23 protein-coding genes are annotated in these 25,817 nt (G+C 65.1%); 15 read left to right on the top strand and 8 right to left on the bottom strand.

From position 1 onward, the window contains the following. Window positions 1-2 precede the first annotated feature (2 nt). The 4 genes from FJV43_RS30370 to FJV43_RS30355 all read right to left on the bottom strand — a co-directional run bounded on the left by FJV43_RS30370 (window position 3) and on the right by FJV43_RS30355 (window position 4,056). Window positions 3-875: a branched-chain amino acid ABC transporter permease gene (locus FJV43_RS30370; RefSeq protein ID WP_025035503.1), complete on the bottom strand. Its 873-nt coding sequence runs from the start codon at window positions 873-875 to the stop codon at window positions 3-5. A gap of 94 nt (window positions 876-969) precedes the next feature. Continuing rightward, a complete protein-coding gene (locus FJV43_RS30365) occupies window positions 970-2,223 on the bottom strand; it encodes an urea ABC transporter substrate-binding protein (protein ID WP_239622686.1) in 1,254 nt (417 codons plus the stop codon). Window positions 2,224-2,233: 10 nt separating this feature from the next. Continuing rightward, on the bottom strand, window positions 2,234-2,899 hold the full coding sequence (locus tag FJV43_RS30360) for an ANTAR domain-containing protein (protein ID WP_239622685.1): 666 nt from the start codon (window positions 2,897-2,899) through the stop codon (window positions 2,234-2,236). Further along, on the bottom strand, window positions 2,896-4,056 hold the full coding sequence (locus tag FJV43_RS30355; protein ID WP_239622683.1) for a transporter substrate-binding domain-containing protein: 1,161 nt from the start codon (window positions 4,054-4,056) through the stop codon (window positions 2,896-2,898). The genes FJV43_RS30360 and FJV43_RS30355 overlap by 4 nt, the downstream gene beginning before the upstream one ends. A 654-nt stretch (window positions 4,057-4,710) precedes the next feature. Here FJV43_RS30355 and FJV43_RS30350 point away from each other — a divergent pair. Continuing rightward, complete coding sequence (locus FJV43_RS30350; RefSeq protein WP_239622682.1) at window positions 4,711-5,847, top strand: GNAT family N-acetyltransferase; 1,137 nt, start codon at window positions 4,711-4,713, stop codon at window positions 5,845-5,847. A gap of 28 nt (window positions 5,848-5,875) precedes the next feature. Here the strand turns inward: FJV43_RS30350 and FJV43_RS30345 are convergent, their stop codons facing one another. Then, window positions 5,876-7,099 carry an NAD(P)/FAD-dependent oxidoreductase gene (locus tag FJV43_RS30345; protein WP_239622680.1) on the bottom strand — a complete coding sequence of 408 codons (1,224 nt, stop codon included), beginning with the start codon at window positions 7,097-7,099 and terminating at the stop codon, window positions 5,876-5,878. A gap of 464 nt (window positions 7,100-7,563) precedes the next feature. On the opposite strand from FJV43_RS30345, the gene FJV43_RS30340 reads away from it, so the two are divergent. From FJV43_RS30340 to FJV43_RS30330, 3 genes are all read left to right on the top strand, one after another. Continuing rightward, window positions 7,564-8,910: an oligosaccharide flippase family protein gene (locus FJV43_RS30340; RefSeq protein ID WP_239622679.1), complete on the top strand. Its 1,347-nt coding sequence runs from the start codon at window positions 7,564-7,566 to the stop codon at window positions 8,908-8,910. A 238-nt stretch (window positions 8,911-9,148) separates the two neighbouring features. Then, window positions 9,149-10,324 (top strand): glycosyltransferase family 4 protein, encoded by a 1,176-nt coding sequence (locus tag FJV43_RS30335; protein ID WP_239622677.1) that lies wholly within the window; start codon window positions 9,149-9,151, stop codon window positions 10,322-10,324. Window positions 10,325-10,353: 29 nt separating this feature from the next. Beyond that, complete coding sequence (locus FJV43_RS30330; RefSeq protein WP_239622676.1) at window positions 10,354-11,886, top strand: hypothetical protein; 1,533 nt, start codon at window positions 10,354-10,356, stop codon at window positions 11,884-11,886. Window positions 11,887-11,941: 55 nt separating this feature from the next. On the opposite strand, the gene FJV43_RS30325 is transcribed toward FJV43_RS30330, so the two are convergent. Beyond that, a complete protein-coding gene (locus FJV43_RS30325; protein WP_239622674.1) occupies window positions 11,942-12,865 on the bottom strand; it encodes a LysR family transcriptional regulator in 924 nt (307 codons plus the stop codon). A 107-nt stretch (window positions 12,866-12,972) separates the two neighbouring features. Here FJV43_RS30325 and FJV43_RS30320 point away from each other — a divergent pair, with 107 nt between their 5' ends. From FJV43_RS30320 to FJV43_RS30270, 11 genes are all read left to right on the top strand, one after another. After that, window positions 12,973-13,296, top strand: a complete 324-nt coding sequence (locus FJV43_RS30320; protein WP_239622673.1) for a Dabb family protein — start codon at window positions 12,973-12,975, stop codon at window positions 13,294-13,296. Next, window positions 13,293-14,372 (top strand): maleylacetate reductase, encoded by a 1,080-nt coding sequence (locus tag FJV43_RS30315; RefSeq protein ID WP_239622671.1) that lies wholly within the window; start codon window positions 13,293-13,295, stop codon window positions 14,370-14,372. Before FJV43_RS30320 ends, FJV43_RS30315 begins: the two co-directional genes overlap by 4 nt. Window positions 14,373-14,377: 5 nt before the next feature. Then, window positions 14,378-15,751 carry an amidohydrolase family protein gene (locus FJV43_RS30310; protein ID WP_239622670.1) on the top strand — a complete coding sequence of 458 codons (1,374 nt, stop codon included), beginning with the start codon at window positions 14,378-14,380 and terminating at the stop codon, window positions 15,749-15,751. 21 nt (window positions 15,752-15,772) lie between these two features. Then, on the top strand, window positions 15,773-16,675 hold the full coding sequence (locus FJV43_RS30305) for an NAD(P)-dependent oxidoreductase (protein ID WP_239622669.1): 903 nt from the start codon (window positions 15,773-15,775) through the stop codon (window positions 16,673-16,675). Window positions 16,676-16,690: 15 nt separating this feature from the next. Beyond that, entirely contained in the window at window positions 16,691-17,575 is an 885-nt protein-coding gene (locus FJV43_RS30300) for an intradiol ring-cleavage dioxygenase (protein ID WP_239622667.1), read from the top strand. A 54-nt stretch (window positions 17,576-17,629) separates the two neighbouring features. Then, complete coding sequence (locus FJV43_RS30295; protein WP_239622666.1) at window positions 17,630-19,024, top strand: FAD-linked oxidase C-terminal domain-containing protein; 1,395 nt, start codon at window positions 17,630-17,632, stop codon at window positions 19,022-19,024. Beyond that, window positions 19,021-20,544, top strand: coding sequence for a sugar ABC transporter ATP-binding protein (locus FJV43_RS30290; protein WP_239622664.1), 1,524 nt, complete (start codon window positions 19,021-19,023; stop codon window positions 20,542-20,544). The genes FJV43_RS30295 and FJV43_RS30290 overlap by 4 nt, the downstream gene beginning before the upstream one ends. After that, a complete protein-coding gene (locus FJV43_RS30285) occupies window positions 20,537-21,487 on the top strand; it encodes an ABC transporter permease (RefSeq protein WP_197968246.1) in 951 nt (316 codons plus the stop codon). The genes FJV43_RS30290 and FJV43_RS30285 overlap by 8 nt, the downstream gene beginning before the upstream one ends. After that, entirely contained in the window at window positions 21,484-22,461 is a 978-nt protein-coding gene (locus FJV43_RS30280) for an ABC transporter permease (protein WP_197968247.1), read from the top strand. Before FJV43_RS30285 ends, FJV43_RS30280 begins: the two co-directional genes overlap by 4 nt. Before the next feature lie 42 nt (window positions 22,462-22,503). Further along, on the top strand, window positions 22,504-23,478 hold the full coding sequence (locus FJV43_RS30275) for a sugar ABC transporter substrate-binding protein (protein ID WP_239622663.1): 975 nt from the start codon (window positions 22,504-22,506) through the stop codon (window positions 23,476-23,478). A gap of 76 nt (window positions 23,479-23,554) precedes the next feature. After that, window positions 23,555-23,842 (top strand): YciI family protein, encoded by a 288-nt coding sequence (locus FJV43_RS30270; protein ID WP_212370153.1) that lies wholly within the window; start codon window positions 23,555-23,557, stop codon window positions 23,840-23,842. 3 nt (window positions 23,843-23,845) lie between these two features. On the opposite strand, the gene FJV43_RS30265 is transcribed toward FJV43_RS30270, so the two are convergent. Next, window positions 23,846-24,823 carry an oligopeptide/dipeptide ABC transporter ATP-binding protein gene (locus FJV43_RS30265; RefSeq protein ID WP_239622661.1) on the bottom strand — a complete coding sequence of 326 codons (978 nt, stop codon included), beginning with the start codon at window positions 24,821-24,823 and terminating at the stop codon, window positions 23,846-23,848. After that, window positions 24,820-25,809, bottom strand: a complete 990-nt coding sequence (locus FJV43_RS30260) for an ABC transporter ATP-binding protein (RefSeq protein WP_239622660.1) — start codon at window positions 25,807-25,809, stop codon at window positions 24,820-24,822. Before FJV43_RS30260 ends, FJV43_RS30265 begins: the two co-directional genes overlap by 4 nt. Window positions 25,810-25,817 lie beyond the last annotated feature (8 nt).

The raw sequence follows: 25,817 nt of genomic DNA, 5'->3' as shown, positions 1-25,817 counted from the left end.
CGTCAGGTGCGCTCGCGCAGCACGAAGCCGGAAATGCCTTTCGGCAACACCCGGACGACGATGATGACGGCGACCAGCAGACCGATCTGGCCGAACAGCTGTCCCTGCCAGGACGTCATCACCGACTTCACCACCGCAAGCACGCCGCCGGCCGGTGCGGTGCCGAGGAAGACGTCGGCGCCGCCGATCACCACGGTGACGAAGGCCTCCATGATGAAGGTCGCGCCCATGGTCGGCACCAGCGTCATGGTCGGCGCATAGAGGCCACCGGCAAGACCGGCGAGCCCTGCCCCGCAGGCGAAAGTGAGGCTGTAGATCAGGCGCGTGTCGACGCCGAGCGCGGCCGCCATGTGCGGCACCTGGATGGTGGCGCGCGCCAGCACGCCGAACCGCGTCCAGTTGAACAGCGCGTAGAGCGCGGCGAGCACGCCGAGTGCGGCACAGAACAGCACGATGCGATAGATCGAATAGGAGTAGTCGCCGACCTGGAAGCTGCCGAACGGCGTACCGACGCCCGCCATGGTCGAGCCGACCATGATCAGCGTGCCCTGCGTGGCGATCAGGCTCAGCCCCCAGGTGGCGACGATGGTGTCGAGCGGCCGGTCGTACAGATGACGGATGACCGCGAGCTCCACCACGACGCCGACCAGCGCCGACACGAGCGTGCCGGCCAGTATTCCCAGCGGCAGCGGGAGGCCCGCATGCACGGTCGCGGCGGTGACGTAGGCGCCGCACATGATGAACTCGCCATGGGCAAGATTGATCACGCCCATCATGCCGAAGATCACCGCGAGCCCGCAGGCCGAGAGCACCAGGAATGCGAAGGCGTCGCCGAATTGATAGAGCGCCGAGAATACGTGGGTCGCGATGTCCATGAATCAACCAGGATGTGGGAGGATGCGGCGTCGCCGCCGCAGATGTCCTTGATCGCCCCGGCGCGCCGAAAGCGCCGGGGCGATCAGCCGCCGGTCAGGGCTTCGGCGGCGGATTCGACGGCGTGTACTGGGCCGTCGGATCCTTCTTGGTGAGATCGCAGCCGGCTTCACCCAGCCAGTACGGCTTGATGTCCTCCCAGACCTTCGGGAAGGAGATCGAGTGATCGGCGCCGACCTTGGCGAGATAGATCGTGTGCGACATGTGCTGGCTCTTCGGGTCGATGCAGACCTTGCCCTCCGGCGCGTCCATGCAGACGTCGCCCAGCGCGATCACCTTGCGGATCTCCTCGCGCTTGGTCGACTTCGCGCGCTCCACCATCTGCTTGTAGAGATAGACCGCGAGATAGGAGTTCTCCGCCTCCTGGTTCACATAAGGCTCGCTCGGGAACTTGGCCTTGAACTTGGCGTAGAACGCCTTGCTCTTGGGCGAGTCGATCTCCTCGATGTAGTTGGTGGTGACGTACATGTCCTTCAGGCTCGGCGGCTTGAAGCGCTTGTGCTCGTAGCCCTGGCCGACATTGACCGAGGAGGCCATCGGCAGGTTGACGTTGGCGGAGGCCGCCTGCTCGTAGTAGGAGGCCTGCGCGGTGCCGACCAGCAGCGTCACCACGAAGTCCGGCTTGGCCTTCTGGATGTTCTGGATGCTCTGCGAGAATTGCGACACGCCGAGCGGGATGAACTCCTCGCCGGCCATCTTGCCGCCGTTCTCCTTGACGATCTTGCGGACCCACTCCGCCGAGATCTGGCCGAAATTGTAGTCGGCTGCGAGCGTGTAGACGTTCTTGCCGTACTTCTCCATCATGTAGGGGATGAGCGTCGAGAACTGCTGCTCGGGCACGGCGCCCGTCACGATCATGTGGCCGTCGCAGACGCCGCCTTCGTACTGGTTGTTGTAGAAGGCGAAACCGTTGAACTGATCGACGATCGGGCGGTACGCCTCGCGCGAGGCCGAAGAGAAGCCTGCGAACACGACATCGACCTTGTCGCGCTGGAGCACGCGCCGCATGAACTCCTGGTAGCGGGTGTTGTCGGACTGCGTGTCGTAAGCGACGAGCTCCAGCGGCCTGCCCATGATGCCGCCGGCCTTGTTGATCTCCTCGGCGGCGAGCTGGATGGCGTGAACCTTGCCGATCGTGGCCGCCGCGAAATCGCCGGACTGATCCTCCAGCACGCCGAGCTTGATCGGGTTTTCCGCCGCGAGCGCCAAGTGTGATCCAAGGGGTGATCCGAGGACAAGCGTCCCCGTGAGGGCTGCGGCGCGCAGCCCCCGCAATACAGACTTGCTCATTTTGCTTCTCCTAGATGGCCTGCTTGTTGCCGCCTTGCAGCGTGATGCCGGTCGTGCGGCTGGACGTGTCGGGCGGCTTCGCCCGCTTGCTCAGAAACTCCTCGCAATAGAGTTCCATGTTCTGCCGCGCGCGCATGCTCTCGCGGCGGAGCTGGGAATAGGCACCCTCCTCGTCGAGGCCCTCCTGCCGCATCAGCAGGATGACGGCCCGGATCACCGCGCGGCGGCCGCGGCGGCGCTCCTCGAGGCCCTGCAGGCGCTCATACATCTCGGCGCGCAGCAGGAACTGGTTGATGCCCATGAACAGGGACGTGTAGACCGCGCCGCCATGCACCGGCTTGCGCAGGAATGAGGTCGCGCCCAGATTGACCAGCGCCTTGAGCCGGCTCGGCGCTTCGACACCAACGAGGCCGATCACCGGCGCCGGCGGCAATCGCGAGCCAGGATTGACCTCGATCGCGACTGCGCCTTCGAGATCGCCGTCGATGAACAGGATGTCACGGTCGGCCTGCAGACTCGCAACATCGATCTGGGCGCGACCGTCGATGATTTCCGGGTACTCCGTGGAAACGCCGAGCTTGGCCAGCGTCGTTTCGAGCGCGCTCTCCCACCCTCCCCGCCTGGTGACGACGATGGCACGGCCGCCCTTGAAGTTCTGCAGCAGTCGGGAGCTCATGATTGCACCACCTTCAAATGTGGAGAGCGCATTGCGCTGGCAAAGCGCGGCGACGACTGAACGAGATAGGGATCCGGCGCGATCGGCTCGCGCGATTCCAGCAGCACTTCGAACTGCCCGTCGGCTGTCGACCGGCCGATCCGAGGCGTGAGCCAGGCATGGAAGGTCTGGCGGTCGATGCGGACCTCGCCTTGCGGCGCGTGCAGCCGCTGGTCTGCCACGGCGGCGCGGACCGTCCGGGCGTCGTCGGTGCCGGCCTGCGACAAGGCCGCTCCGAGCAGCTTGACGGCGATGTAGGACGCTTCGGCATCCGCCGACGAGGCCGGTCCGTCCGGAAAGGACGTCGTATAGGCGCGAATGAAGGCGCCGTTTTCCGCCGAGTTCAGCGAAGAAAAATAGACACTCGAGGATAGATGTCCATCGATCGCATCCGGGCCGATCTCCGGCAATTCCGGCTCCGACAGCGTGCAGCTCGCGACCGGGATTTCGGCGGCCTGGTCGATGCCGCGCGCGCGGCAGGCGGCCCGGAACGCCCGGAAGAACGCGTAGGCGCTGGTGCCGATCAGATTGTTGAAGACGAAGTCGGGGCGCTGGTCGATGATTGCCGCGATCACCTGATCGACCTCGGTGTCGCCGACGGAGAGATAGCGTTCGGCGAGCACGGTGCCACCGCGCGCAGTCAGTGCCTCCCGGAAGATGCGGTTGTTTTCCCAGGCCCAGATGTAATTCGAGCCGACACAGAAGGCGCGCGAACCGAGGCGGGATGCCAGGTAGTCGACGAGTGGCAGCACGTGCTGGTTCGGCGCGGCGCCGGTGTAGATGACGTTATCGGAGCTCTCGAATCCCTCGTAGTGAGAGGGATACCACAGCAGTCCGTCGAGCTTCTCGAAGCAAGGGATCACCTCCTTGCGGCTCGACGAGGTGTAGCAGCCGACCACATGCCGGACGCCGGAGCCGAGAAGCTCGAGGCTGAGCGAGCGATAGCTCGCGAGGTCGCCGGACGGATTCACGACCACCGGCTCGAGCGCAATATCGCCTCCGCTCGCGTTGATCTCGCGAAAGGCGAGCAGCGCCCCATTCAGCATCGATCGCGCGACGACGCTATAGGACCCCGTCGTCGAGAGCATTACGCCGATTCGGTATATCGTCCGCGCCATCACTCGTCCCGAAATGAAAAAGGCGCCCATCGGCTCGTTAAGCCGAGGGCGCCCTCGCCGCCAACCGAGCACGCGAAATCCGCGCGATGTTGGAAATGGTTGAAACTCGCTGCGTTGACGGGCTGAACTGCCCAACGCTTGTGTAGCACGGTCGTTGAGATCAGTTACGAAGTCAAGCGCGTTATTGCAGCGAAAGCTGCTACGATTCGTATCGTGGTGCAGCAAAACTGTGCATCCGATCCGAGCCCACGCGCCGATGCGCCGTCGACATGACGGCACGCCCGACGTCCTGCATTCGGACCTGACGTGCGCTATCGAAGGTTGCGCGGTCGAACCTGCCGATGGGCCTATGCAAAGCCAAGCCGTCGGCACTTCCCGCTGCGAGCGACAGGGATCTCTGCCGGCGCTCGAATTCGCCGGGTGTGAATTCCAGCCGGCGGAGCGTCATCTGGCATCGAGCCGGCCGCACACGATCTCATCCTCAGCCTGGGTCCATGCACTCCGACATTTTAGGAATTTGGCAACGATACGAACGTCGCTGAACGCATTAATGCAAATCGCACGCTGCCGGTGTCTGCCCCGTAACGACCTTGCTATAAGCCCGGCCAGGCGCGATCAACGCTCGCGAAATCGACCTGGTTTCATTGATTGCTCATGAACAAGCTCAGCAATACGTTCGACATCGTCATCGAGCAGTCGTTCGACTTTCTCTCTCCGGAATATGCAGCACTGTTTGATCGCTCGGCCGCCACCGCGTTCCAGCATCCGGTCTGGCTGCATAGCCTCTACACCGGGCTCGCGCCGGAAACGGGCGCAACCCCTCTGGTCGTCGTGGTCCGCCACCGCGCGACGGGGGCCCTTGCGATGGTGCTGCCCCTGCTTCGGATCCGGCGCGGTCCGATACGAACCGTCGAGTTCGCCGACCTCCGCGTTTCCGACTACCTGGCGCCGGTTTGCAGCCCGGACGTGTTCTCGCAACTGCTCGACGACGCGGCTGCGTGCGCGCAGATTCGGCGCCTTGTCCGTCCTTTCGATCTGCTCCGACTGGTCAAGCTGCCCGACGGACGGCTTCCGATCGAAGACCTCCTGGCCGCGTCCCGCCGCGTAGCGATGGACACCAATGCCTACGCGACGGTTCTCGTCGCGCCGTTCGAGCAATGGCGGGCCAGCACGCTCGATCGCTCCTATCAGAAGGAGCTCGCAAAGAAACGTCGTCAGCTCGAGAAGAAGGGCGCGCTGAGCTTCTCATGCTGCGGCGACAGCGCGTCCGTGCTCGAGGCGCTGGACGTCATGAGGAAGTTCCGGGGTCCGCGCTTTCACGCACAGGGCGACGGAGACCTGCTGCAGCGCCCCGAATATTACGGCTTCTATTCCGCCGTCGCGCTTCGCGGCCTCGGGTCCTTTGTCCGCCTCTACGCCATGAAGATGGATGGCGAGGTGATTGCCGCCGTGCTCGGACTATGCCATCGGGGCAGCTTCCTCATCATCATGAGCGCCTTCGACATCGCCGGCTACAAGAGCCAGTCCCTCGGCGCGCTGATGTTCGAGCAGGTGGCGCGGGACTGTATCGAGCGCGGAGATCAGATGCTCGATTTCACCATTGGCGACGAGCCATACAAGAAATCGTTCGGCGGGCAGCCTTCGCCGATGTGGGCGGTGACGCAGGCCGGCAGCACCGCAGGCGCCATCGCCCTCTTCGCGCTGAAGCAGGCTCCCTGGCTCAAGCTGGCGGCCAAGCGGCTATCGGATTTGAAACTCCAGCCCGAGCGCACCCCAACTCCCACGCGCTGACCCACGGCACGCGAACGAGGAGCAGAACTCAGGCGCGCAACGCGCCGCGGACACGCCCAAGCCAACCCGGGTGCATCTGATCGACGCGATGTGTCAGACTGCGCCGCAGGAAGTGCAACCGTCGCCGTACGTCCCAGCCGATGTCGTTGCGGGACGTCAGAGCCTCGCGGAAGCGCGCCATCTTCAGCGACTGCTGGTCAGCCGCGATCTTGTCGCGATCGGAATAGAACTGCGAGATCTTCTCCAGGCCCATGCCTGGGGTCATGAGCCACCGCGGCGCGTATTCGGTGCAAAGACGCTCGACGTCCACCAGCAGGCGGGCGACGCCCGTGCCGGCGGCGGGACAGTTGGTCTGGAACGCATCGCCGATGAGCACGACGCCGGGCTGGAGATGCCCCTCGACGACAGTCAGATCCATCACCCAGTTCTGGACCCGGTCGATCACACGGAAATCGCCGAGGTAGTCCCGCAATCCCGGCAGCAGGCGCAAGACCGTCGCCTCCGGCTCGCGACGCAACTCGCGCATGATCGGGTCTGTCGGATCGCGGAACATGAAGAGATTGGCCCGCATGCCGGCACGGACCGGAAACAGGCTGAGATAGTCGATGCCATCCGCCGTACGTTCGCCGTAGCAGGTCAACGCCTCGAAATCGAACGGAGTACCGTCCTGGCGGGCGATCGTGAAGCCGAATGAAACCGAATGGCGCTCGGCCAGCACGCGCCGCCTGACGCCGAGCTTGTAACCGAGGACTCCCGCCATGCCCGTGGCCAGAACAACGAGGCGTGCGGTGACGCGCCGCCCGGAGGCCAGCTCGAGATTCTGGACATCGTCGCTGCTGCTGATCGCCGTGACCTCGTCGACGATCAGGCGGGATGGATCGGGGATCTGGCGACGCGCCATGGCGACGAGATCGGCATAGGGGAATCCGTAAGCCTGGCCGACACTGACATCGACCACTTTGCCCTCCCGGATATTGAGCACCTGGTCATATCGACAGGCGACGTCCTCGAGCGCGTTGAGAAAGCCCAGCTTGCGAAACAGCTCCAGCTGATGGCCGCCGATCTTTTCGACCCGGAATTCGTCCGGATAGATCGCGCGCTTGTCGACGAGAGCAACGCGATGCCCTGCCCGCGCCAGCACGGCCGCCGCAAGCGATCCCGCAAGGCCACCGCCGACAACGGCGATATCGGAGACGACCGTTGCCGTCTCGCCCTCGTCGATCGGCTCGGTCACGGCTCCATCCGTCGTCATGGCTTCGGCTCCCAGGTTAACGGCGGTTCCAGTGCAACTCTCCCGCCTGATGTCGCATCGCGGAGCCGAGTGCGATCATTTCCGAAGATTGAGGTTAATGATCTGAAGCGGCAGGCGCGCTGCCGCCCTTGCGGCACGCGTCTTGCTCGAGATGCTCCGTAGATTCCGGGTTCCGACATCCCGGCGACCGATCCAGCGCGCCATTCCGCACTCGAACGGCCGATCTCGCCTTCTTCGGTCGTCGATGCGGCGCCAGGCCGTCAGTCGGTCGAGCTGGACTTTGCACCAACCGGGACAATGAGGACGACGATGTTCCAGAGTGAAGCAGCCGACGTCGCCGCGATGTCGTCGCGGCCGGCGAGATCCTGCATCTCGTCCATTAACACTCGCGCCGTTGCAGCATGCTAGGTTGTCGCCGGTATCGGAACACGTCTCTTCAGGGGAGCGCACCCCCTTAAACCTCCATGATCGAAGCCATCCTCCAGTTCATGCGGCGCGATGTCACGCGCGGAGTTGCCGGGACCATCCTCCTCAAGGTTGGCAGCGGCGTGCTCGCGTTTGCATTGTTCTCGCTGGCGGCACGGACGATGTCGCCCGACGGCTTCGGCATCTTTGCGACCTGGCTCTCGGTCGCCCAGATCGCAGCCGTCCTGGGACTGGTCGGCCAGGAATCCCTGCTGGTGCGCTTCCTCAACGAGTATCAGGTCAGCGAGAGGCCGGACCTTACCAAAGGCGTCCTCCTATCGAGCTTCAAGATTGCCTCGGTCGCAATGCTGATCGTGATCGCCGGGATCGCCATCGTAGCGAGCATGAGAGGCGACTGGTGGCTGCTGATCCTCGTGGTGTCGGCCTACACGGCCGTCAACGCCGCAGTGATGCTTGGGAGCCAGATCGCTCGCTCGCTGGTCAGCATTCTCATGGGCGAAGGAAATCGCGAGTTCTTCTGGCGGGTGATCGTCGTCCTGTTCCTGCTCGCCATGCTGCTCAGCCATCGGCAACTCGATCCCACCGAGTTGATCGCGGTGATGACGATGGCCATGTCGGTGGGCCTGGTGGCGCAGATCATTTCGATCGCGCGAGTGCTGCCGGATTTGCGCGGTACGCCGGCGCGCACCGAGACATCCCGCTGGCGATCGAGCGCCCTTCACTTCTGGCTCGCATCCATCCTTGAAGCCGCCAACCAGTATTTCGACGTCATTCTGGTCTACTGGATGCTGGATCCGACGACCGCCGGAATCTACTTTGCCGCCTCGCGCCTTGCCAACATCTTCGCCATGCTGTCCGCAGCGCTGTACACTTTCGGCGCGCGCCGGCTTCCGTCGCTGTATTTCAGCAAGAACCACCGGGAGTTCGAGCGGACCTTGCGGTTGATGGCGGAAGTGACCGCACTTTGCGTGATCGCCGGCCTCGTCATCATCTGGATCGGCGGCCCCTATCTCCTCAACCTGTTCGGACCTCATTTCACTGCACAGCACTCGGTCTTGATCGTGCTCGCGATCGGGACCGCCATCCAGGCAGCAGGCGGCCCGTCTGCTGCGATCCTGCAGCTGACCGGCCATGAACGAATCTATGTGCCGGTCGTTGCCGCCAACGTCGCGCTGCGGCTCGTGGGATTTATCGTCCTCATTCCCTGGCTCGGGGTGCTTGGCGCGGCGATTTCGGCGACGGTCTCGCTCGCGCTCGCGACCATTGCCCTGAACGTCCTCTGCCGCCGGCGATCCGGGGTGGATCCCTCGGTCCTCGTGCTCTTGCGCTTCTCTGCTTCGAGGCGCGGCAACTATGCAGTTCGCGGCGCGGACTCGAGCGATTAGGTGTCATCAGGCCGCTGCTCGGGGAATCCGCAGTCACGCGCCGGCAGCGTGCAAGACCGATTGGTTAACGCGCTCGCCGCGCACCCTCGGGGAAACAGCGGAAATGCCGCGCGAACGATGTGGTTGCAAAGGCCTCGCATTAACTCCGTTTGTTGCTAGGCGCTGTCCAGGCGATACCCGCATGATAGGTACGGAGTTAAGAAGGTGAAGATTTCGTTTCTTTAGCGGGTCGGGATCCGTGCTCCACTATCAGCCGAACAAGCAATTGGGCGAGACGAGCGCGACGGCTTTGGCGCGGCCGGACAACGGCGCGCCGAAACTGCACGTGCTTCTCGCACAAACCCAGGCCGAGAACGCCGGTGCGCAGGAGATCTCGCGGCTCCTCGGCGCCGGGCTCACCGCTCGCGGCTATCGGGTCACCAATCTATTCTTCTTCCGCAAATCGGACTCCTTCGATGAACCGCCGGATACGCTCTACTGCGCACAGAGCCGGCCGGGCAATCCGGTGGCGCTGCTGCGGATGCTGCGGACGCTCGGCCGCCATATCAGGGCCACGAGGCCCGACGCCGTCCTGACTTTCCAACATTTCGGCAACGTCATCGGCGGTGGCGTGACGCGTCTCGTCAGCCGTGCACCGGTTGTCGCAAATCAGGTTTCATCCGCAATGTCGATGAGCTGGCCGGTCCGCACCGCCGACATCGTCATGGGCAGTCTCGGCTTCTTCGACTGCATCACGCTCAATTCGAAGGACATGCAGCGCGAATATTCGCGCTACCCCGCGGCTTACCGGTCGCGCATGGTGCATGTGCCGCACGGCTTCGACGACAAGGCCCTCACGCTGTCGAAGGAGGCTGCACGACACAAGCTCAACCTGCCGCCGGACAGCGTCCTGCTCGGCTGCGCGGCAAGGCTGCATCCGCACAAGCGGCTCGATATGGCGATACGCCTGTTGCCGGATCAGCCATCCTGGCACCTTGCGCTTGCCGGCCAGGGAGCCGACGAGGCCCGGCTGAAGCTGCTGGCGAGCGACTTGCGCGTCTCGGACCGACTGCATTGGCTCGGGGAGATTCCTCCCAGCCGGATGGCGGACTTCCTGGCCTGCCTGGACGTGTTCGTCTTTCCGACACAGGCCGAAACCTTCGGTCTGGCCGCTGTCGAGGCTGCGAACGCCGGTGTTCCCTCGGTCGTGACCGATCTTCCCGTCCTGCGCGAAGTGTTGTCCTACGAAGGGAGACCGACCGCACTTTTCGTCGATGCCTCCGATCATGCGAAGCTCTCTGCAGCCGTCTCCACGCTGTTGACGGACAAGCACCTGAGCGACGAACTGCGACAAAACGCCAAAGGCCTGAGATTGCGCTATTCGGTAGATGCGATGGTTGACGAATACGTTCGTATTCTCGAGCAGGTCATTTGACATGATCCGTTGAAACAGATTGGCTCGACATGATCATCGAGTTTCGCTGTGAACGCGAGTACGCGCGGCAATGGATGGCCCGCGAGACGCTGTCGATCGACGGCCGGGACGTGCCGGTTCAAATCGTATGGGCGCCAACGGCGGAGCCGCGGCCCGCAGGGCTCGACGCCCTGTTCGAGCTCGAACGCGTGGCGTTGCGCAAAGGCAAACATGGCGGCGCAGACAGGCTGAAGCTCGTTCCGGAAGGGTCGCAGGCTTGCGGCGCCGCCGACGTGATCGTCGATTTTACGGGCGCCGCGCGGGATCCGGACTGCTCTGCCCGGCTGTATCTGCGTCCGCTGTTCAACGGAGCTGCGGGCGAAAATGCCGCCCTCGCCGCCATTCTCGCCGGCGACCTGCCCGTGATCGACATCGTCAACGAGGCCGATGGTTCGGTCCTCGACCGCGGCCATCCATCCGGAGAGATTGCCGCGGGCCTCAGCGGCGCGCTCGAAACCGTCATGGCGCGAACCCTGACCATGGTGGCGGCGGTCCTGTCGGGAAGGCCGCGCATTGTGCCGCAACTGGCGCGCCCCGCCGGGAATGACTTGCGCCGCGAAGCTGTCGGCTATGTCGCTCGCGGCCTTGCCGCATCGATCGCCAAGGAGATCTATCGCCTCTGCTGCTATGCCCCGCATTGGCATATCGGATGGCGCTTCAATGACGGCGGAGGCGTCTGGCAGACCGGAGATCTGTCCGGCCCAAGCTGGAACGTGCTGGGAGATCCTGGAAACCACTTCTACGCCGATCCCTTTCCGATCACGTGGCAGGGGCGCACATTCGTCTTCTTTGAGGATCTCGATCACCGCGTCGGAAAAGGCATCATTTCGGCGATCGAGTTCAGTGACGCGGGGCCGGTCGGCGAGGTGATGCCGGTGCTGGAGGAGCCCTGGCACCTCTCCTATCCGTTTCTGATCGAAGACGATGGCGAGCTGTGGATGATCCCGGAGAGCTCGACGCGCGGGGACGTCGCCCTCTACAAATGCGTTCGGTTTCCGGACAAATGGGAGCGATATGCGACGCTCCTTTCCGGCCTCGAGCTGGCCGACGCCACGATCACGCGGCACAACGGCCTGCACTATCTGTTCGGCGCCTGGCGCGACGGAGCGGGTGGCTATTCGGATTCGCTGGCGATCTACTACGCCGACCGTCTCTTGGGGCCCTGGTTGCCCCACGCCAGCAATCCGGTCTTGATCGACCGCGCAAGCACGCGGCCGGCGGGGAATTTCGTCACCCTCAATGGCAGATTGTGGCGACCGGTCCAGGATTGTGCCGACGGATACGGCGCGGCGCTCGCCCTGGCAGAGGTGGTCGAACTGTCGCCGACGGCGTTCAAGCAGATCGTCCGCCACTCTCTGAAGCCCGGACCGCTATGGCCCGGCAGGAAGCTGCATACCTTGAACCGCTGCGGCCGGCTCGAGGTGATCGACGGATCGCGCGTCCAACCCAAGACGCGCGCGTTCGCGAGTCACTTTCCGTCGACGGTCGTGTCTGCGCGAACCAGCCCGAGTTCGGCTGTTTGATCTGCGTTTCGCTCGCCGATCCGCCCACGGCGACCCGAATTCTCGGGTTGCCCGCTCACTTCGCCGCGTCGATCCAGATGCCGGGCTGCGAATGCTCACGGATGTGGCTGACCAGGAAGTCGGAAAAGACCCTGATCTTGGCGGGCAGCCTGACGCGGTTTTGATAGGCGATGTTCATGGTGAGCAGAGGCAGCTCCCAGCCCATCAGGACCGGCACCAGCCGGCCGGCCGCGATATCACCCTGCACGATATAGAGCGGCTGGATCAGGATGCCTAACCCGGCACGGGCTGCGCCACAGATGATCTGGCCGTCATTACTGTCGAGCGTCGGCGCGATGCGGATGGTCTGCGTCGTGCTGCCCTGGCTCAGCCGCAGCGAATAGGGATCGTTGGCGAGGTTGTAGATCAGCATATTGTGGCGGGCGAGATCGGCGGGATGCTCCGGCCAGCCGTGCTTCTCCAGGTAGGAGGGAGCCGCAGCCAGCACGCGGTGCATCTGGCCGATCCGCCGGACGATGATGTTGGAATCCGGTTCTTGCTCCCGCGTGCGGATCGCGACGTCGATGCCAGCTTCGATGAAGTCGGGATACCGGTTTGCGCTGATGATCTGCACGCTGAGATTGGGATAGAGCGCGCGGAAGGCGGGCAGCATCGGCGCGAGATAGATCATCGCGAACGACAACGAGCTCGTCACGCGGAGCATGCCCTTGGGCGACAGCGCGCGGTCGGAGACTGCATCCTCAGCCTCAGCCAATTCGTTCAAGAGCGTGCCGCAGCGCTGCAGGAGTTCCTGCCCTGCTTCGGTCAGCCATTGCCGGCGCGTGTTGCGCTCGATCAGCCGGACCGCAAGCCGCTCCTCCAGCGCGCTGAGATGACGGCTGACAGCCGCATTCGACATCCGCAGCGCGTCGGCAGCTTTGGACAGACTGCCGAGTTCAGCGGTTTTGGAGAACACCTCGAGTTGGAGCAGCCGGTCCATTTTTTCGCAAAAAGGAAAAGAGACTTACAAATTTTGACCTTTATTTCCGATTTCTGCAAGGCAAAATGGCGCCAACAAAGCACTATCGCAGGCGAGGAAACTGGGAAATGTCGGGCCCGATCAGGCACATCGTGATGTGGCGGCTGCGCGGGGACACCCCCGAGGAACGCACCGCCGCGCGGGTCAAGGTCAAGATCCTGTTCGAGGGCCTCAAGGGCCGGATCGACGGCCTCACCCATATCGAGGTCGGCCTCGACGTCAGCGCTGTCGACTACGCCTGCGACGTCGTCCTGTTCTCCGAATTCACCGACCAGGCGGCGCTTGCCGCCTACGCCAACCATCCGGAACATCTGCGCGTCCGCGAGGCGCTGGGCGACTTGCGGATCGGACGCTTCCAGGTCGATTATCCCATCAAAGAGACCGGCGCATGATCGGCTCGTTCACCTACGAAAACCTGCCCTGCCGCGTCGTGTTCGGCAGCGGAACGCTGGCTTCCGCCAAGGCCGAGGTCGAGCGGTTCGGCGGCAAGCGCGCGCTGGTGCTGACGACGCCGCAGCAGGAGGAGCAAGGCAAGAGCTTGGGCACCGCGCTCGGCCCGCTCTACGCCGGCCTGTTTTCCGGCGCGACCATGCACACGCCGGTCGAGGTCACGGAACGGGCGCTCGCGGCGCTGAAGGCGTGCGAGGCCGATTGCGTCGTCTCGCTCGGCGGCGGCTCGACCACCGGTCTCGGCAAGGCGCTCGCCTTGCGCACCGGCGTCAACCAGCTCTGCATCCCGACCACCTATGCCGGCTCCGAGATGACACCGATCGTCGGGCAGACCGAGAACGGCCTGAAGACCACGGTCCGCGATGCGGCCGTGCTGCCGGAGACCGTGATCTACGATGTCGATCTAACCCTGACGCTGCCGGCAAGCCTCGCCGCAACCTCCGGCATCAATGCGATCGCCCATGCGGTCGAGGCGCTCTATGCCCGCGACGCCAATCCCGTGACATCGCTGATGGCGGAAGAAGGTATCCGCGCGCTGGCACGTGCCCTGCCCGCGATCGCCGCCAGGGCCAACGACCGCGAGGCCCGCACCGAGGCTCTCTACGGCGCGTGGCTGTGCGGCGTCTGCCTTGGCACCGTCGGCATGGCGCTGCATCACAAGCTCTGCCACACGCTCGGCGGCACCTTCGACCTGCCGCACGCCGAGACCCACACCATCGTGCTGCCGCATGCGCTGGCTTACAACGCACCTGCGGTGCCCGACGCGATGGCGCGCATCTCGCGCGCGATCGGCGCTGCAGACGCATCGCAGGGGCTTTTCGAGCTTGCGAAGCGGCTGGGTGCGAAGGTCGCGCTGCGTGATATCGGCATGCCCCAAAGCGGCATCGACAAGGCGGCCGACCTCGCCGTCACAAATGCCTACTGGAATCCGCGGCCGCTCGAGCCAAACGCCATCCGCGACCTGATTGCACGCGCCTGGGCCGGCGAGCCGCCGGGCACTGCAAAAGCGGCGGCGTGAAAGCGATGCGGCGCACGTTGATCAAATCGGCCACCGTCATCAGCATGGATGACGCGATCGGCGACCTTTCGAGCGGCGATGTGCTGGTCGAAGGCAGCCGGATCGTCGACGTGCGCCCGTCGATCGACCTCGGCAGTGGTGCCGGCGAGACCGAAATCGTCGACGGCGCCGGGCGCATCGTCATCCCCGGCCTGATCAACGCGCACATGCACACCTGGCAGACGGGCTTGCGCGGCTATGCCGCGAACTGGACGCTGCTCGAATATTTCCGCCGCATGCATGCCGGACTCGCGACCGTGTTCCGGCCCGAGGACATCCATATCGCGACGCTGGTCGGCGCGTTGAACCAGATCCACCACGGCGTCACCACGCTGGTCGACTGGTGCCACAACAATCCGACGCCCGATCACACCGATGCCGCCGTGCGCGGCCTGATCGAGAGCGGCATCCGCGCCGCCTTCTTCCACGGTTCCCCAAAGCCGGAGCCGAAGCCGGGCGAGCCGCATTTCTCGGAAGTGCCGCATCCGCGCCGCGAGGTCGAGCGGCTGCTGGCGGGCCCCCTCGCCGACCGCGACGGCCTCGTCACGCTCGGTCTTGCGATCCTGGGTCCGCATTATTCAACGCTCGACGTCGCCATGCACGATTTCCGCCTGGCGCGAGAGCTCGAGCTGATCGCCTCGATGCATCAGGGCGGCGGACCGGCCAAGACGCCCGGCGGCTGGGAGCAGCTGATCGAGGCCGGCCTCGTCGGCGCGGGCGTCAACATCGTCCATGGCAACGATCTGCCCGATAAACTCCTGGACCGGATGATCGATCTCGGCGTGTCCTTCTCGGTGACGCCTGAGAACGAGATGATCCAGGGCCACGGCTTCCCGATCACCGGACGCCTCCTCAAGCGCGGCGTTCGGCCGACGATCGGCATCGATCTCGAATCCGTGCTGGCAGGCGATCTCTTCTCCGCCGCCCGCGTTGCGCTCTCGATGCAGCGGGCGCTCAACAATGCGGCGTCGCAGCAAACGAGCGGCACCATTCCGGCGACGACCACGATCTCCGCGCGTGAGGCGCTCCGCTGGATCACGACGGAAGGCGCGCGCATGCTCGGCCGCGAGAGGCAGATCGGCTCGCTGACGCCGGGCAAGCTCGCCGACCTCGTCATCATCAACGCCTCCGATCTCAATCTTGTCCCGGTGCACGATCCCGTCGCCACCGTCGTGATGCAGACGGGCCTCGCCAACATCGAGGCCGTGATGATCGGCGGCGCCTGGAAGAAACGGAACGGCCGGTTGCTGGCCGAGGGACTGGAGACGAAGAAGGAGCTGCTGGCGCAATCCGGCCGGCGGCTGGTGCAGGACATCGAACGACAGGGACGCGCTGCCTAGCAGCGCCATTGGACAAGAACAATGACTGACGCTTCCAGGAATGTTGCTTTCATCGGGATCGGCAAGATGGGTCTGCCGATGTCGGCGCTCGTTATCAAGGCCGGCTATGCCGTGACCGCTTTCGATCAGAGTGCCGCACGGCTCGACGAGGCACGCGCACTCGGCGCTTCGGTTGCCGCTTCGCCGGCCGCCGCCGTGAGCGGCAAGCCGGCCGTTGTCACGTCCCTGCCCGATGACGCGGCGTTACGCGGCGCGTTGCTCGGCCCCTCCGGCCTCATCGCCGCGATGGCACCCGAAGCCAGCTTGATCGAGACCAGCACCGTAAGCGTCGAGGCCTCGACCGAAGTTGCGGCCGCGGCGCAGGCGCGCGGCATTTCCTATCTCCGTTCGCCGGTCTCCGGCAATGCCAGCATCGTCCACACCGGCGCGCTGACCTGCTTCGTCTCGGGGCCGAAGCAGGCCTTCGAGAACGCAAAGCCGCTGTTCGCGACCTTTACCCGCGCGCAGACCTATCTGGGGCCGGCCGAGGAAGCTCGCTACGCAAAACTGTCCGTCAACCTGATGATCGCGGTGTCGGCGGCGATGATGGCGGAGAGCCTGGCGCTGGCGCGCAAGGGCGGCATCGCCTGGCAGGACATCCTGAAGGTGCTCGAAGACAGCGCGATCGCCTCGCCGATGGTGAAGTACAAGACCGCGCCGCTGCGAACCCGCGATTTCGAGTCCACCTTCTCCTGCAAGCAGATGGCCAAGGATCTCGATCTCATCCTCGGCGCCGGGCACGCCGTCGGCGTGCCGCTTCAGCTCGCGGCGCAGGTGCGCGAGACCTATGGCTCGCTGGTGGCGCAGGGCGACGGCGACACCGACTTCATCGCAACCGTCAAGCATCTCGAACGGCTGTCCGGCCTCGGCGAGCCGAAGCTCTGATCAACGGAGGCACCCATGCGCAACTTCAACGAGAGCACGATCACGGACGCGGTGCTGGAGCGGATTGCCGGCGCAACCGACCCGCGGATCAAGCAGGTCAGCGAAGCGCTGGTCCGCCACCTCCATGCCTTCGTCCGCGAGGTGCGGCCGACCCAGAAGGAATGGGACTACGGCATCGATTTCCTGACCCGCACCGGGCACATGTGCGACGACAAGCGCCAGGAGTTCATCCTGCTGTCGGACACGCTCGGCATTTCCATGCTGGTCGACGCCATCAACCATCCGGTGCCGGAAGGCGCGACCGAGACCACGGTGCTCGGCCCGTTCTTCGTTCAGGCCGCGCCTGAAAAGGAGAGCGGCGCCGACATTTCGGGTCCGATGGACGGCGATCCGATGCTCGTCACCGGCTCGGTCTCGACCGCCGACGGAAGGCCGCTTGCGGGTGCCATCGTGGACGTGTGGCATTCCGACGATGACGGCTATTATGACGTGCAGCAGCTCGACGCCATCGGCGATCTCGCGATGCGCGCGCGTTTCCACACCGATGCCAACGGCCGCTTCCATTTCTGGTCGATCAAGCCGGCTGCCTACCCCATTCCGCATGACGGCCCGGTCGGCGAGATGCTGGAGGCCCAGGGCCGCCATCCCTGGCGCCCGGCGCATGTGCACTTCATGATCTCGGCACCGGGGTTCGAAAAGCTCGTGACTCACGTGTTCGTCGCGGGCGACCAGTATCTCGACAGCGACGTCGTGTTCGGCGTCAAGGACAGCCTGATCCGGGAGTTCGTACGTCGGCCCGCCGGCCGTGCGCCGGATGGTCGCATGGTAGACAGCGAGTATTTTCATCTCAACTACGATTTCGGGCTGAAGCAGGTCGCGGGCAACGCGAGAGCCGCCTAAGCTGGGCTACGGACCAACGAGAGTCCGGCAACAGGGAGCAGACGGGAGCTGAGGATGGGACCGCGGGTCAGCACGAGCATATTGGCCGATCGTCTCACCGGCATGATCGGCCCGCGCGCGAGCGTTGCGCGCGGCGTGCTCGATCAGCATGGGCAGAGCGAATCGCATTATCAGAGCCTGCCGCCCGATATCGTCGTCTTCCCTGAAACCACGCAGGAGGTCGCGGACATCGTCAAGCTCTGCGCCGGCGCAGGCATGCCGATCGTTCCGTTCGGCGCCGGCACCTCGCTCGAAGGCAACGCGGCCGCGGTCGCCGGCGGCGTCTGCTTCGACTTCGCGCGCATGAACAAGGTTGTCGCAGTGCACGACAGCGACATGGATGTCGTGGTGCAGCCCGGTATCACGCGCAAGCAGCTCAATGCCGAGCTGCGCAATACCGGCCTGTTCTTCCCGATCGACCCCGGCGCCGACGCCTCGATCGGCGGCATGACCTCGACGCGCGCCTCCGGCACCATGGCTGTGCGCTACGGCACCATGAAGGACAATGTCATGGCGCTCGAAGTCGTGCTGGCCGATGGCCGCGTGATCCGGACCGCCAAGCGCGCGCGCAAGTCGGCCGCCGGCTATGATCTGACGCGCATGTTCGTCGGCGCCGAAGGCACGCTCGGCGTCATCACCGAGATCACGCTGAAAGTGCATCCGGTCCCGCAGGCCATCTCGGCCGCGGTCTGCAGCTTCGACACCCTGCACGATGCCGTCGATACCGCGATCTCGGTGATCCAGTCCGCGATCCCCGTGGCGCGCATCGAGCTGCTCGACGACGTCATGATGCGGGGCATCAATGCCTATGCCAAGCTCGGCTATCGCGAGGCCCCCACCCTGTTCTTCGAATTCCACGGCTCGGAGACCTCCGTCGCCGAGCAGGCCGAAGCCGCGCAGGCCATCGCCGCCGACCATGGCGGCCATGGCTTTGCCTGGGCGAAGGCGCCGGAAGATCGCAGCCGGCTCTGGCACGCCCGCGACAACACGCTCTATGCCGGCCTCGGCCTGCGCCCCGGCGCACGCGCGGTGATCACGGATGTCTGCGTGCCGATCTCGCGGCTGGCGGAATGCCTCACCGAGACGCGGCGCGACGCGGACGTGCACGGCTTCGTCGCGCCGATCGTCGGTCACGTCGGCGACGGCAATTTTCACATGCTGATCCTGATCGATCCCGCAAAGCCGGAGGAGGCCGAAGGCGCCAAGGCGCTGCAGGCCCGCATGGTCGCCCGCGCCATTGCCATGGACGGCACCTGCACCGGCGAGCACGGCATCGGGCTCGGCAAGATCGGCTATCTCTCCGATGAACTCGGCGAAGCCGTCGACGTGATGCGGCAGATCAAGACCGCGCTTGACCCTGATGGACTGATGAACCCCGGAAAGATCTTTGCGAGCGGAGCCAAGATATGAGCGACGCACTTCCGATCGAGGTCACCTCGCCGACGCCGCTGCTCGAGCTGCGCGGCATCAGCAAGGAATTCCCCGGTGTCAAGGCGCTGGACGACGTGTCCTTTGCCGTCCATCCCGGCGAAGTCCACATGCTGCTGGGCGAGAACGGCGCCGGCAAATCGAGCCTGATGAAGGTCCTCTGCGGCGCCTACCGCGCCGACGCCGGCGAGTTCTATTACAAGGGCGAGACCGTCGCGATCAATTCCACCGCGGACGCGCAGAAGCTCGGCATTGCCGTGATCTTCCAGGAATTCTCGCTGGTCCCCCATCTCGATATCGCCCAGAACATCTTCCTGGGTCGCGAGCCGAAGGGCCGCATCCCCGGTACCATCGATCGCGGGAAGATCTTGGCTGATGCGAGGCGCGTGCTCGCCACGATCGGATTCGACATCGATCCCTCCACCACCATCGACAAGCTCGGCGTGGCGCAGCAGCAGATGGTCGAGATCGCGAAAGCGATCAGCCAGGACGCCCGCATCCTGGTCATGGACGAGCCGACCGCGGCGCTGTCGGACCGAGAGACCGAGCTGCTGTTTGCGCTGATCGCGCGGCTGAAGGCCGACGGCGTGTCCATCGTCTACATCTCGCACCGCATGGCCGAGGTGTTCGCGCTCGGCGATCGCATCACCGTGCTGCGCGACGGCCGCCGCATCGACGGCGTCCGTCCCGCTGACGTCACGCCGGACCAGCTCGTCCGCATGATGGTCGGCCGCAACGTCGACATGACCTATCCGCGGCACTTTGCCGACAAGCCCGGCGAGCTGCTGCTCGAGGTCAAGGGCCTGACCGCGCCAACCGGCATCTCCGATATCAATATCGAGGTGCGCCGGGGCGAGATCGTCGGCCTGTGCGGGCTCGTCGGCTCCGGTCGCAGCGAGGTCGCGCGCGCCATTTTCGGCGCCGACCCCGTCACATCAGGGCAGATCATCTTCGATGGCAAGACCATCTCCGGCGAGCCGGACCTCGCCGCCCGCCGCGGCATCGCGTTGATCCCGGAGAGCCGCAAGAGCGAGGGCCTGGCGCTGCTGCGGTCGGTGAGCGATAACCTCGTGGTGTCGGCGCTGCGAAAGCTGTTCCCGAGCGGCCTGTTCGACCAGCGCAGTGCGCAGCGCACCGCCGACGGCCTGATCCGCCAGTTGAGGATCGCGACACCGAGTGCGCGGCAAACCGTCGGCCTGCTCTCGGGCGGCAACCAGCAGAAGGTCGTGATCGGCAAGTGGCTGGCTGCCGGCTCAAAGCTGTTCATTTTCGACGAGCCGACGCGGGGCATCGACATCGGCGCCAAGTCCGAGATCTTTGCGCTGATCGACCGCCTCGTCGCGGAAGGCGCGGCGGCCCTGATGATCTCGTCCGAGCAGGTCGAGATCTGCCATGTCTGCGACCGCGCCTATGTGATGCGCGAGGGGCGCATTGCCGGGCACCTGACGCGCAGCGAACTGACGGAGGAGAACATCGTGCGACTGGGGATGCATCATGCGTGAAGCCGCGATCGTCTCAGAGCCCAATCCGCTGCAACGCATCCCCGGCGTTGCCATGGTGCTGGTGCTGCTGATCGCGCTGTTCAGCGTGATCGCGCCCGGCTTCCTGTCGGTCGCCAATCTCTCCAACGTGCTGGTGCAGTCGACCATCCTGACCATGCTCGCGCTGCCGATGACGCTCATCATCATGACGGAGGGGCTGGATCTGTCGATGGGCGCGGTGCTGACGCTGACCTCGCTCTGCGTCGCCATCGTGTCGCTCGCGACCAAGTCGATGCTGCTCGGCTTGGGTGCCGGCCTGCTGGTCGGCACGGCCTTCGGCCTCGCCAATGGCTGGCTGGTCGCGATCGTGGGCATTCCGCCCTTCGTCGCGACGCTGGGCACGCTCGGCATGGCGCAGGGATTGTCGCTGATCGTCAGCGACGGCCAGAGCGTCGTCGGCATTCCCCACAGCGTGCGGGACATCTATTCGGCGACGCTTCTGGGAGTCCCCGTTCCGATCGTGATGGCGCTCGTGACCTACGCGGTCTTCCACGTGCTGCTCTATCATACGAGATTCGGCACCTACATCTTCGCCCTCGGCGGCAACCGCGAGGCGCTGCGCTATGCCGGCCTCTCGCCGAACCGGCTCCTGATCGCCGTCTACGCGATCGGCGGCGCCATGGCCGGCATCGCGGGTCTGCTGATGACCGCGCGGATGAACTCCGGTCACCCCACCGCCGGCCTCGGTCTCGAATTCGATGCCATCGCCGCCGTCGCCGTCGGTGGCACCTCATTCGAGCGCGGCAATGGCTGGCTGCTCGGCACGCTGCTCGGCGTCCTCTCGGTCGGCGTGCTGCGCAACGGGCTGAACCTGATCTCGCTGCCGTCCTCTGTGCAGGTCGCAAGCGTCGGCGTGCTCGTCATCGTTGCCCTGTTCCTCGACGGCCTCAGGAGCCGCGCATGACCGACATCACCAAGGACGCCATCGCGCCGCCCCGCTCGTTCCTCTCGCAGGACGCGATCCAGGTGTTTTACCGCCTGCTCGCGGCACTCCTGATCTGCGCCGTGCTCGCCGTGCTCAGCGATTCCTTCCTCAGCCTCGGCAACATCCTCAACGTGCTCAGGCAGGCGAGCCTGACCTTCTTCATCGCTTCCGGCCTGACGCTGGTGGTGCTGACCGCCGGCCTCGATCTGTCCGTCGGCGCCAATGTCGCGCTGTCCGCCTGTATCGCCGGGACCGTGATCCACACGACCGGCTCGCCGGCGCTCGGCATCCTCACCGGCCTTGCCTGCGGCGGCATCGTCGGCCTGCTCAACGGCATCATGGTCACTGCGCTCCGCATCCCCTCCTTCATCGCCACCTACGGCATGCTCTGGGTGCTGAACGGCCTCACCTACTGGTACATGGCGGGCGAGACCCTGCACGGCTTCCCGGCCGGCTTCCGCCAGATCGGCAGCGGCTATCTGTTCGGCCTGCCCATCCCGGTCTATCTGCTGCTGGTCTTCCTCGGGATCGGAACGTTCTTCGCGCAGCGCACGATCTGGGGCCAGGAGATCTATGCGATCGGCGCCAATCCGGTCGCGGCGCGGCTCTCAGGCATCCCGGTCGCGCGGCGCCTGCTGCTGGTCTATGCCGTCTCCGGCACCATGGCCGGGCTCGCCTCGATCATCTTCCTGTCGCGGCTCAATTCGGCCGAGGCCGACATCGGCGAGAGCCTGACGCTGCCCGCCATCGCGGCCGTGCTGATCGGCGGCACCTCGCTGTTCGGCGGCGTCGGCACCGTGTTCGGCACCTTCATCGGCGCGCTGATCCTCACCTTGGTGCTGAATGGCATGAACCTGCTCTCGGTCAGCGCCAACTGGCAGCCGCTCGTCACCGGCGTCATCGTCATTCTCGCGGTCTGGCTCGACATGAAGACCCGCCGCCGCGCGCAATGAGTTCTTGAAGTTCCAACAAGCAAAACGAGGGATGGAGGCAACATGAAACAGAAACTTGGCTATCTGGCGCTGCCGCTGCTGATGGCGGCCGCGTTCACCACCGGGGCGCGCGCCGATGGCGAGACCATCGCCGTCTTCACCAAGAACCAGACCAATCCGTTCTTCCAGACGGTGCGGGTCGGCGCCGACAACATGGCGAAGACGCTGAACGCGAAGACGCTTCAGTACATCCCGACCAAGCCGGACTCGATCCCCGAGCAGCTCAGCCAGATCGAGGACGTCGTGGTGAAGAAGCCGAGCGCGATCGTCTTCACGCCGGTCGACTACAAGGCGATGGTGCCCGGCGTCGAGAAGATCAACGAGGCCAAGATCCCGGTCGTCAACATCACCGACCGCTCAGCCGGCGGCAAGTTCCTGTCCTTCGTCGGCGCCGACGACTACAGCCTCGGGCTGGAGACCGCGCGCTTCCTGCTGAAGACACTGGGAGGCAAGGGCAACATCGTCATCATCGAGGGCGTCAAGGGCTCGCTGACCAATGTCGACCGCGTCCGCGGCTTCAACGACGCGCTGAAGGAGAATCCGGGCGCCAAGCTGCTGGCCTCCCAGCCCGGCAATTACCAGCGGCTCCAGGCGCTCCAGGTGATGGAGAACCTGATGCAGTCGAACTCGCAGATCGACGGCGTGCTCGCCGCCAATGACGCCATGGCGGTCGGCGCGATCGAGGCGCTCGACGGTGCCAATCGCAAGGCCCAGGTGATCGGCATCAACGGCACCAAGGAGGCGATCGACGCGATCAAGTCAGGCAAGCTGCTGGCGAGCGGCGACTACAACGGCTTTGCGCAAGGTTGCCTCGGCACCATGATGGCGATCCGCTCCCTGCGCAATCAGCCCGTCATCAGCGAGATCGTGCTGAAGCCGACCGTCATCACCAAGGACAATTACCAGCCGTTCGACGTCCCGCTGGAGCAGCGCACCTGCCCGACCTTCGAGGACGCCGGCAAGCTTGGCGCGAAGTAGACCACCCGATCACGTCGAGTCCGGACGGCCGCCCCCGCGGCCGTCCCAAGAACCGAAGCAAGAAACGGAGACCATCATGCTGTTCGCCATTCACGCTCTCGACCGCACCGGTGCGCTGCCCACGCGGCTTGCCAATTACGACGCGCACAAGGCTTTCCTGAGCGATACTTCGCGCTTCGGCGTCAAGATCGTGATGTCGGGGCCGCTGGTCTCCGACGACGGCCAGACGATGATCGGCAGCCTGTTCCTGATCGAAGCGCCGGGCCGCGCCGAGGTCGAAGCCTTCAACCGCGCAGATCCCTTTGCTGCCGCCGGCATCTGGGAAAAGGTCACGATCACGGGCTTCCTGCGCCGGCAGGGTTAGACCCTACGGCACTTCGTCGAGGTGACAGGCCACCCACTGCTCGGCTCCGGTCGAACGCAGCATCGGCTCCTCTGTCCGGCAGCGGTCGAAGACGAACGGGCAGCGGGTGTGAAAGCGGCATCCGTTCGGCGGGTTGATCGGGCTCGGCACGTCGCCCTTGAGAATGATCGGATTGCGCTGCGCTCCGGGCTCCGGCAGCGGCACGGCCGAGAGCAGCGCCTTGGTGTAGGGGTGCCTTGGCGCGGCAAAGATCTCCCGCCGCGGCGCCACTTCCACGATCTTGCCGAGATACATGACCGCAACGCGATGGGTCATGTGCTCGACGATCGCGAGATCGTGGCTGATGAACAGCAGCGCGAGGCCGAACTCGCTTTGGAGATCCTGCAGCAGATTGACGATCTGCGCCTTGACCGAAACGTCGAGCGCGGAAACCGCCTCGTCGCACACGATCAACTCGGGCTCGGCCGCAAGCGCGCGCGCAATGCCGATGCGCTGGCGCTGGCCGCCGGAGAATTCGTGGGGCCTGCGGTTCAGCGCCTCGCGCGGCAGGCGTACCGTGTCCATCAGCGATGTGACGCGAACCTCGAGATCTTCCGCAGACTTGGCGAGGCCGAAATTGCGGATCGGCTCGGCGAGAATATCGCGCACGCGCATGCGCGGATTGAGGCTCGAGAACGGATCCTGGAACACCACCTGCACGCGCCGGCGCATCTGGCGCATCGTGCTCGGCGCGGCGTCGTCGATCCTCTGGCCGTCGAGGATGACCTGGCCCGAGGTGATCTCGAACAGCCGCAGGATGGCGCGGCCGACCGTCGATTTGCCGCAGCCGGACTCCCCGACCAGCGACAGGGTCTCGCCCCGCGCGATCTCGAACGACACGCCGTCGACCGCATAGACGAATTCGGACTTGCGGCCGAACAGGCCGGTCTTGACCGGAAAGTGCTTCTTGAGGTCGTTGACCTGGAGCAGCGGAGGACTCATGCCGCGATGGCTCCCTTGGCGGCGTAATGACAGGCGGCGACGTGGCGGGGGCCCTTCTCCTCCAGCCCCGGCGCATATTGGCGGCAGAGATCGGTCGCGAGCGCACAGCGGCCGGCAAAGACGCAGCCGGTGATCGGCTTGCGGAGATCCGGCACCTGCCCGGGAATCTCGGCAAGCCGTCTTGCCGTGCCCGTCAGCGAGGAGCCGAGCCGCGGCACCGCGCCAAGCAAACCCTGTGTATAGGGATGACGCGGCGAACGGAACAGCTCGGCCACCGGCGCCTCCTCGACCTTGCGGCCGGCATACATCACCATGACGCGCTCGGCGATCTCGGCGACGACGCCGAGATCGTGGGTGATGAGGATGATCGCAGCTCCGACCCGGCTCTTCAGGTCCAGCATCAGCTTCAGGATCTGCGCCTGGATCGTGACGTCGAGCGCGGTTGTCGGCTCGTCCGCAATGAGAAGCTTGGGATTGCAGGCGAGCGCGATGGCGATCATGACGCGCTGACGCATGCCGCCGGATAGCTGATGCGGGTATTCGCGCACCCGGCGATTCGGCTCGGGAATGCCGACCAGCGTCAGCATCTCGATCGCGTGCGCCTCCGCCGCCTGCTTGTCGAGGCCCTGATGGATCATCAAGGTCTCGCGGATCTGGCGGCCGACGGTCAGGACCGGATTGAGGCTGGTCATCGGCTCCTGGAAGATCATCGAGATGTCGTTGCCGCGGATCGCGCGCATCTCGCGATCGGACAGCTTCAGCAGGTCCCTGCCCGCAAAGCGGATGGCGCCGGCGATCCTGCCCGGCGGCTCCGGGATCAGCCGCATCAGCGACATCGACGTCACCGACTTGCCGCAGCCGGACTCGCCGACGATGGCGAGCGTCTCGCCCTCGTTGACATGAAAGGACACCCCGTCGACCGCGCGATTGATGCCGCTGGGGGTGCGGAAATGGGTCTGGAGGTTCTCGACTTCGAGCAAAGCCATCGCGATCA

Source organism: Bradyrhizobium sp. I71, from assembly GCF_022354745.1.
GTDB lineage: Bacteria > Pseudomonadota > Alphaproteobacteria > Rhizobiales > Xanthobacteraceae > Bradyrhizobium > Bradyrhizobium liaoningense.
Note: the sequence above shows the minus strand (reverse complement) of the source record. Positions and strands in the feature narration are given on the sequence as shown.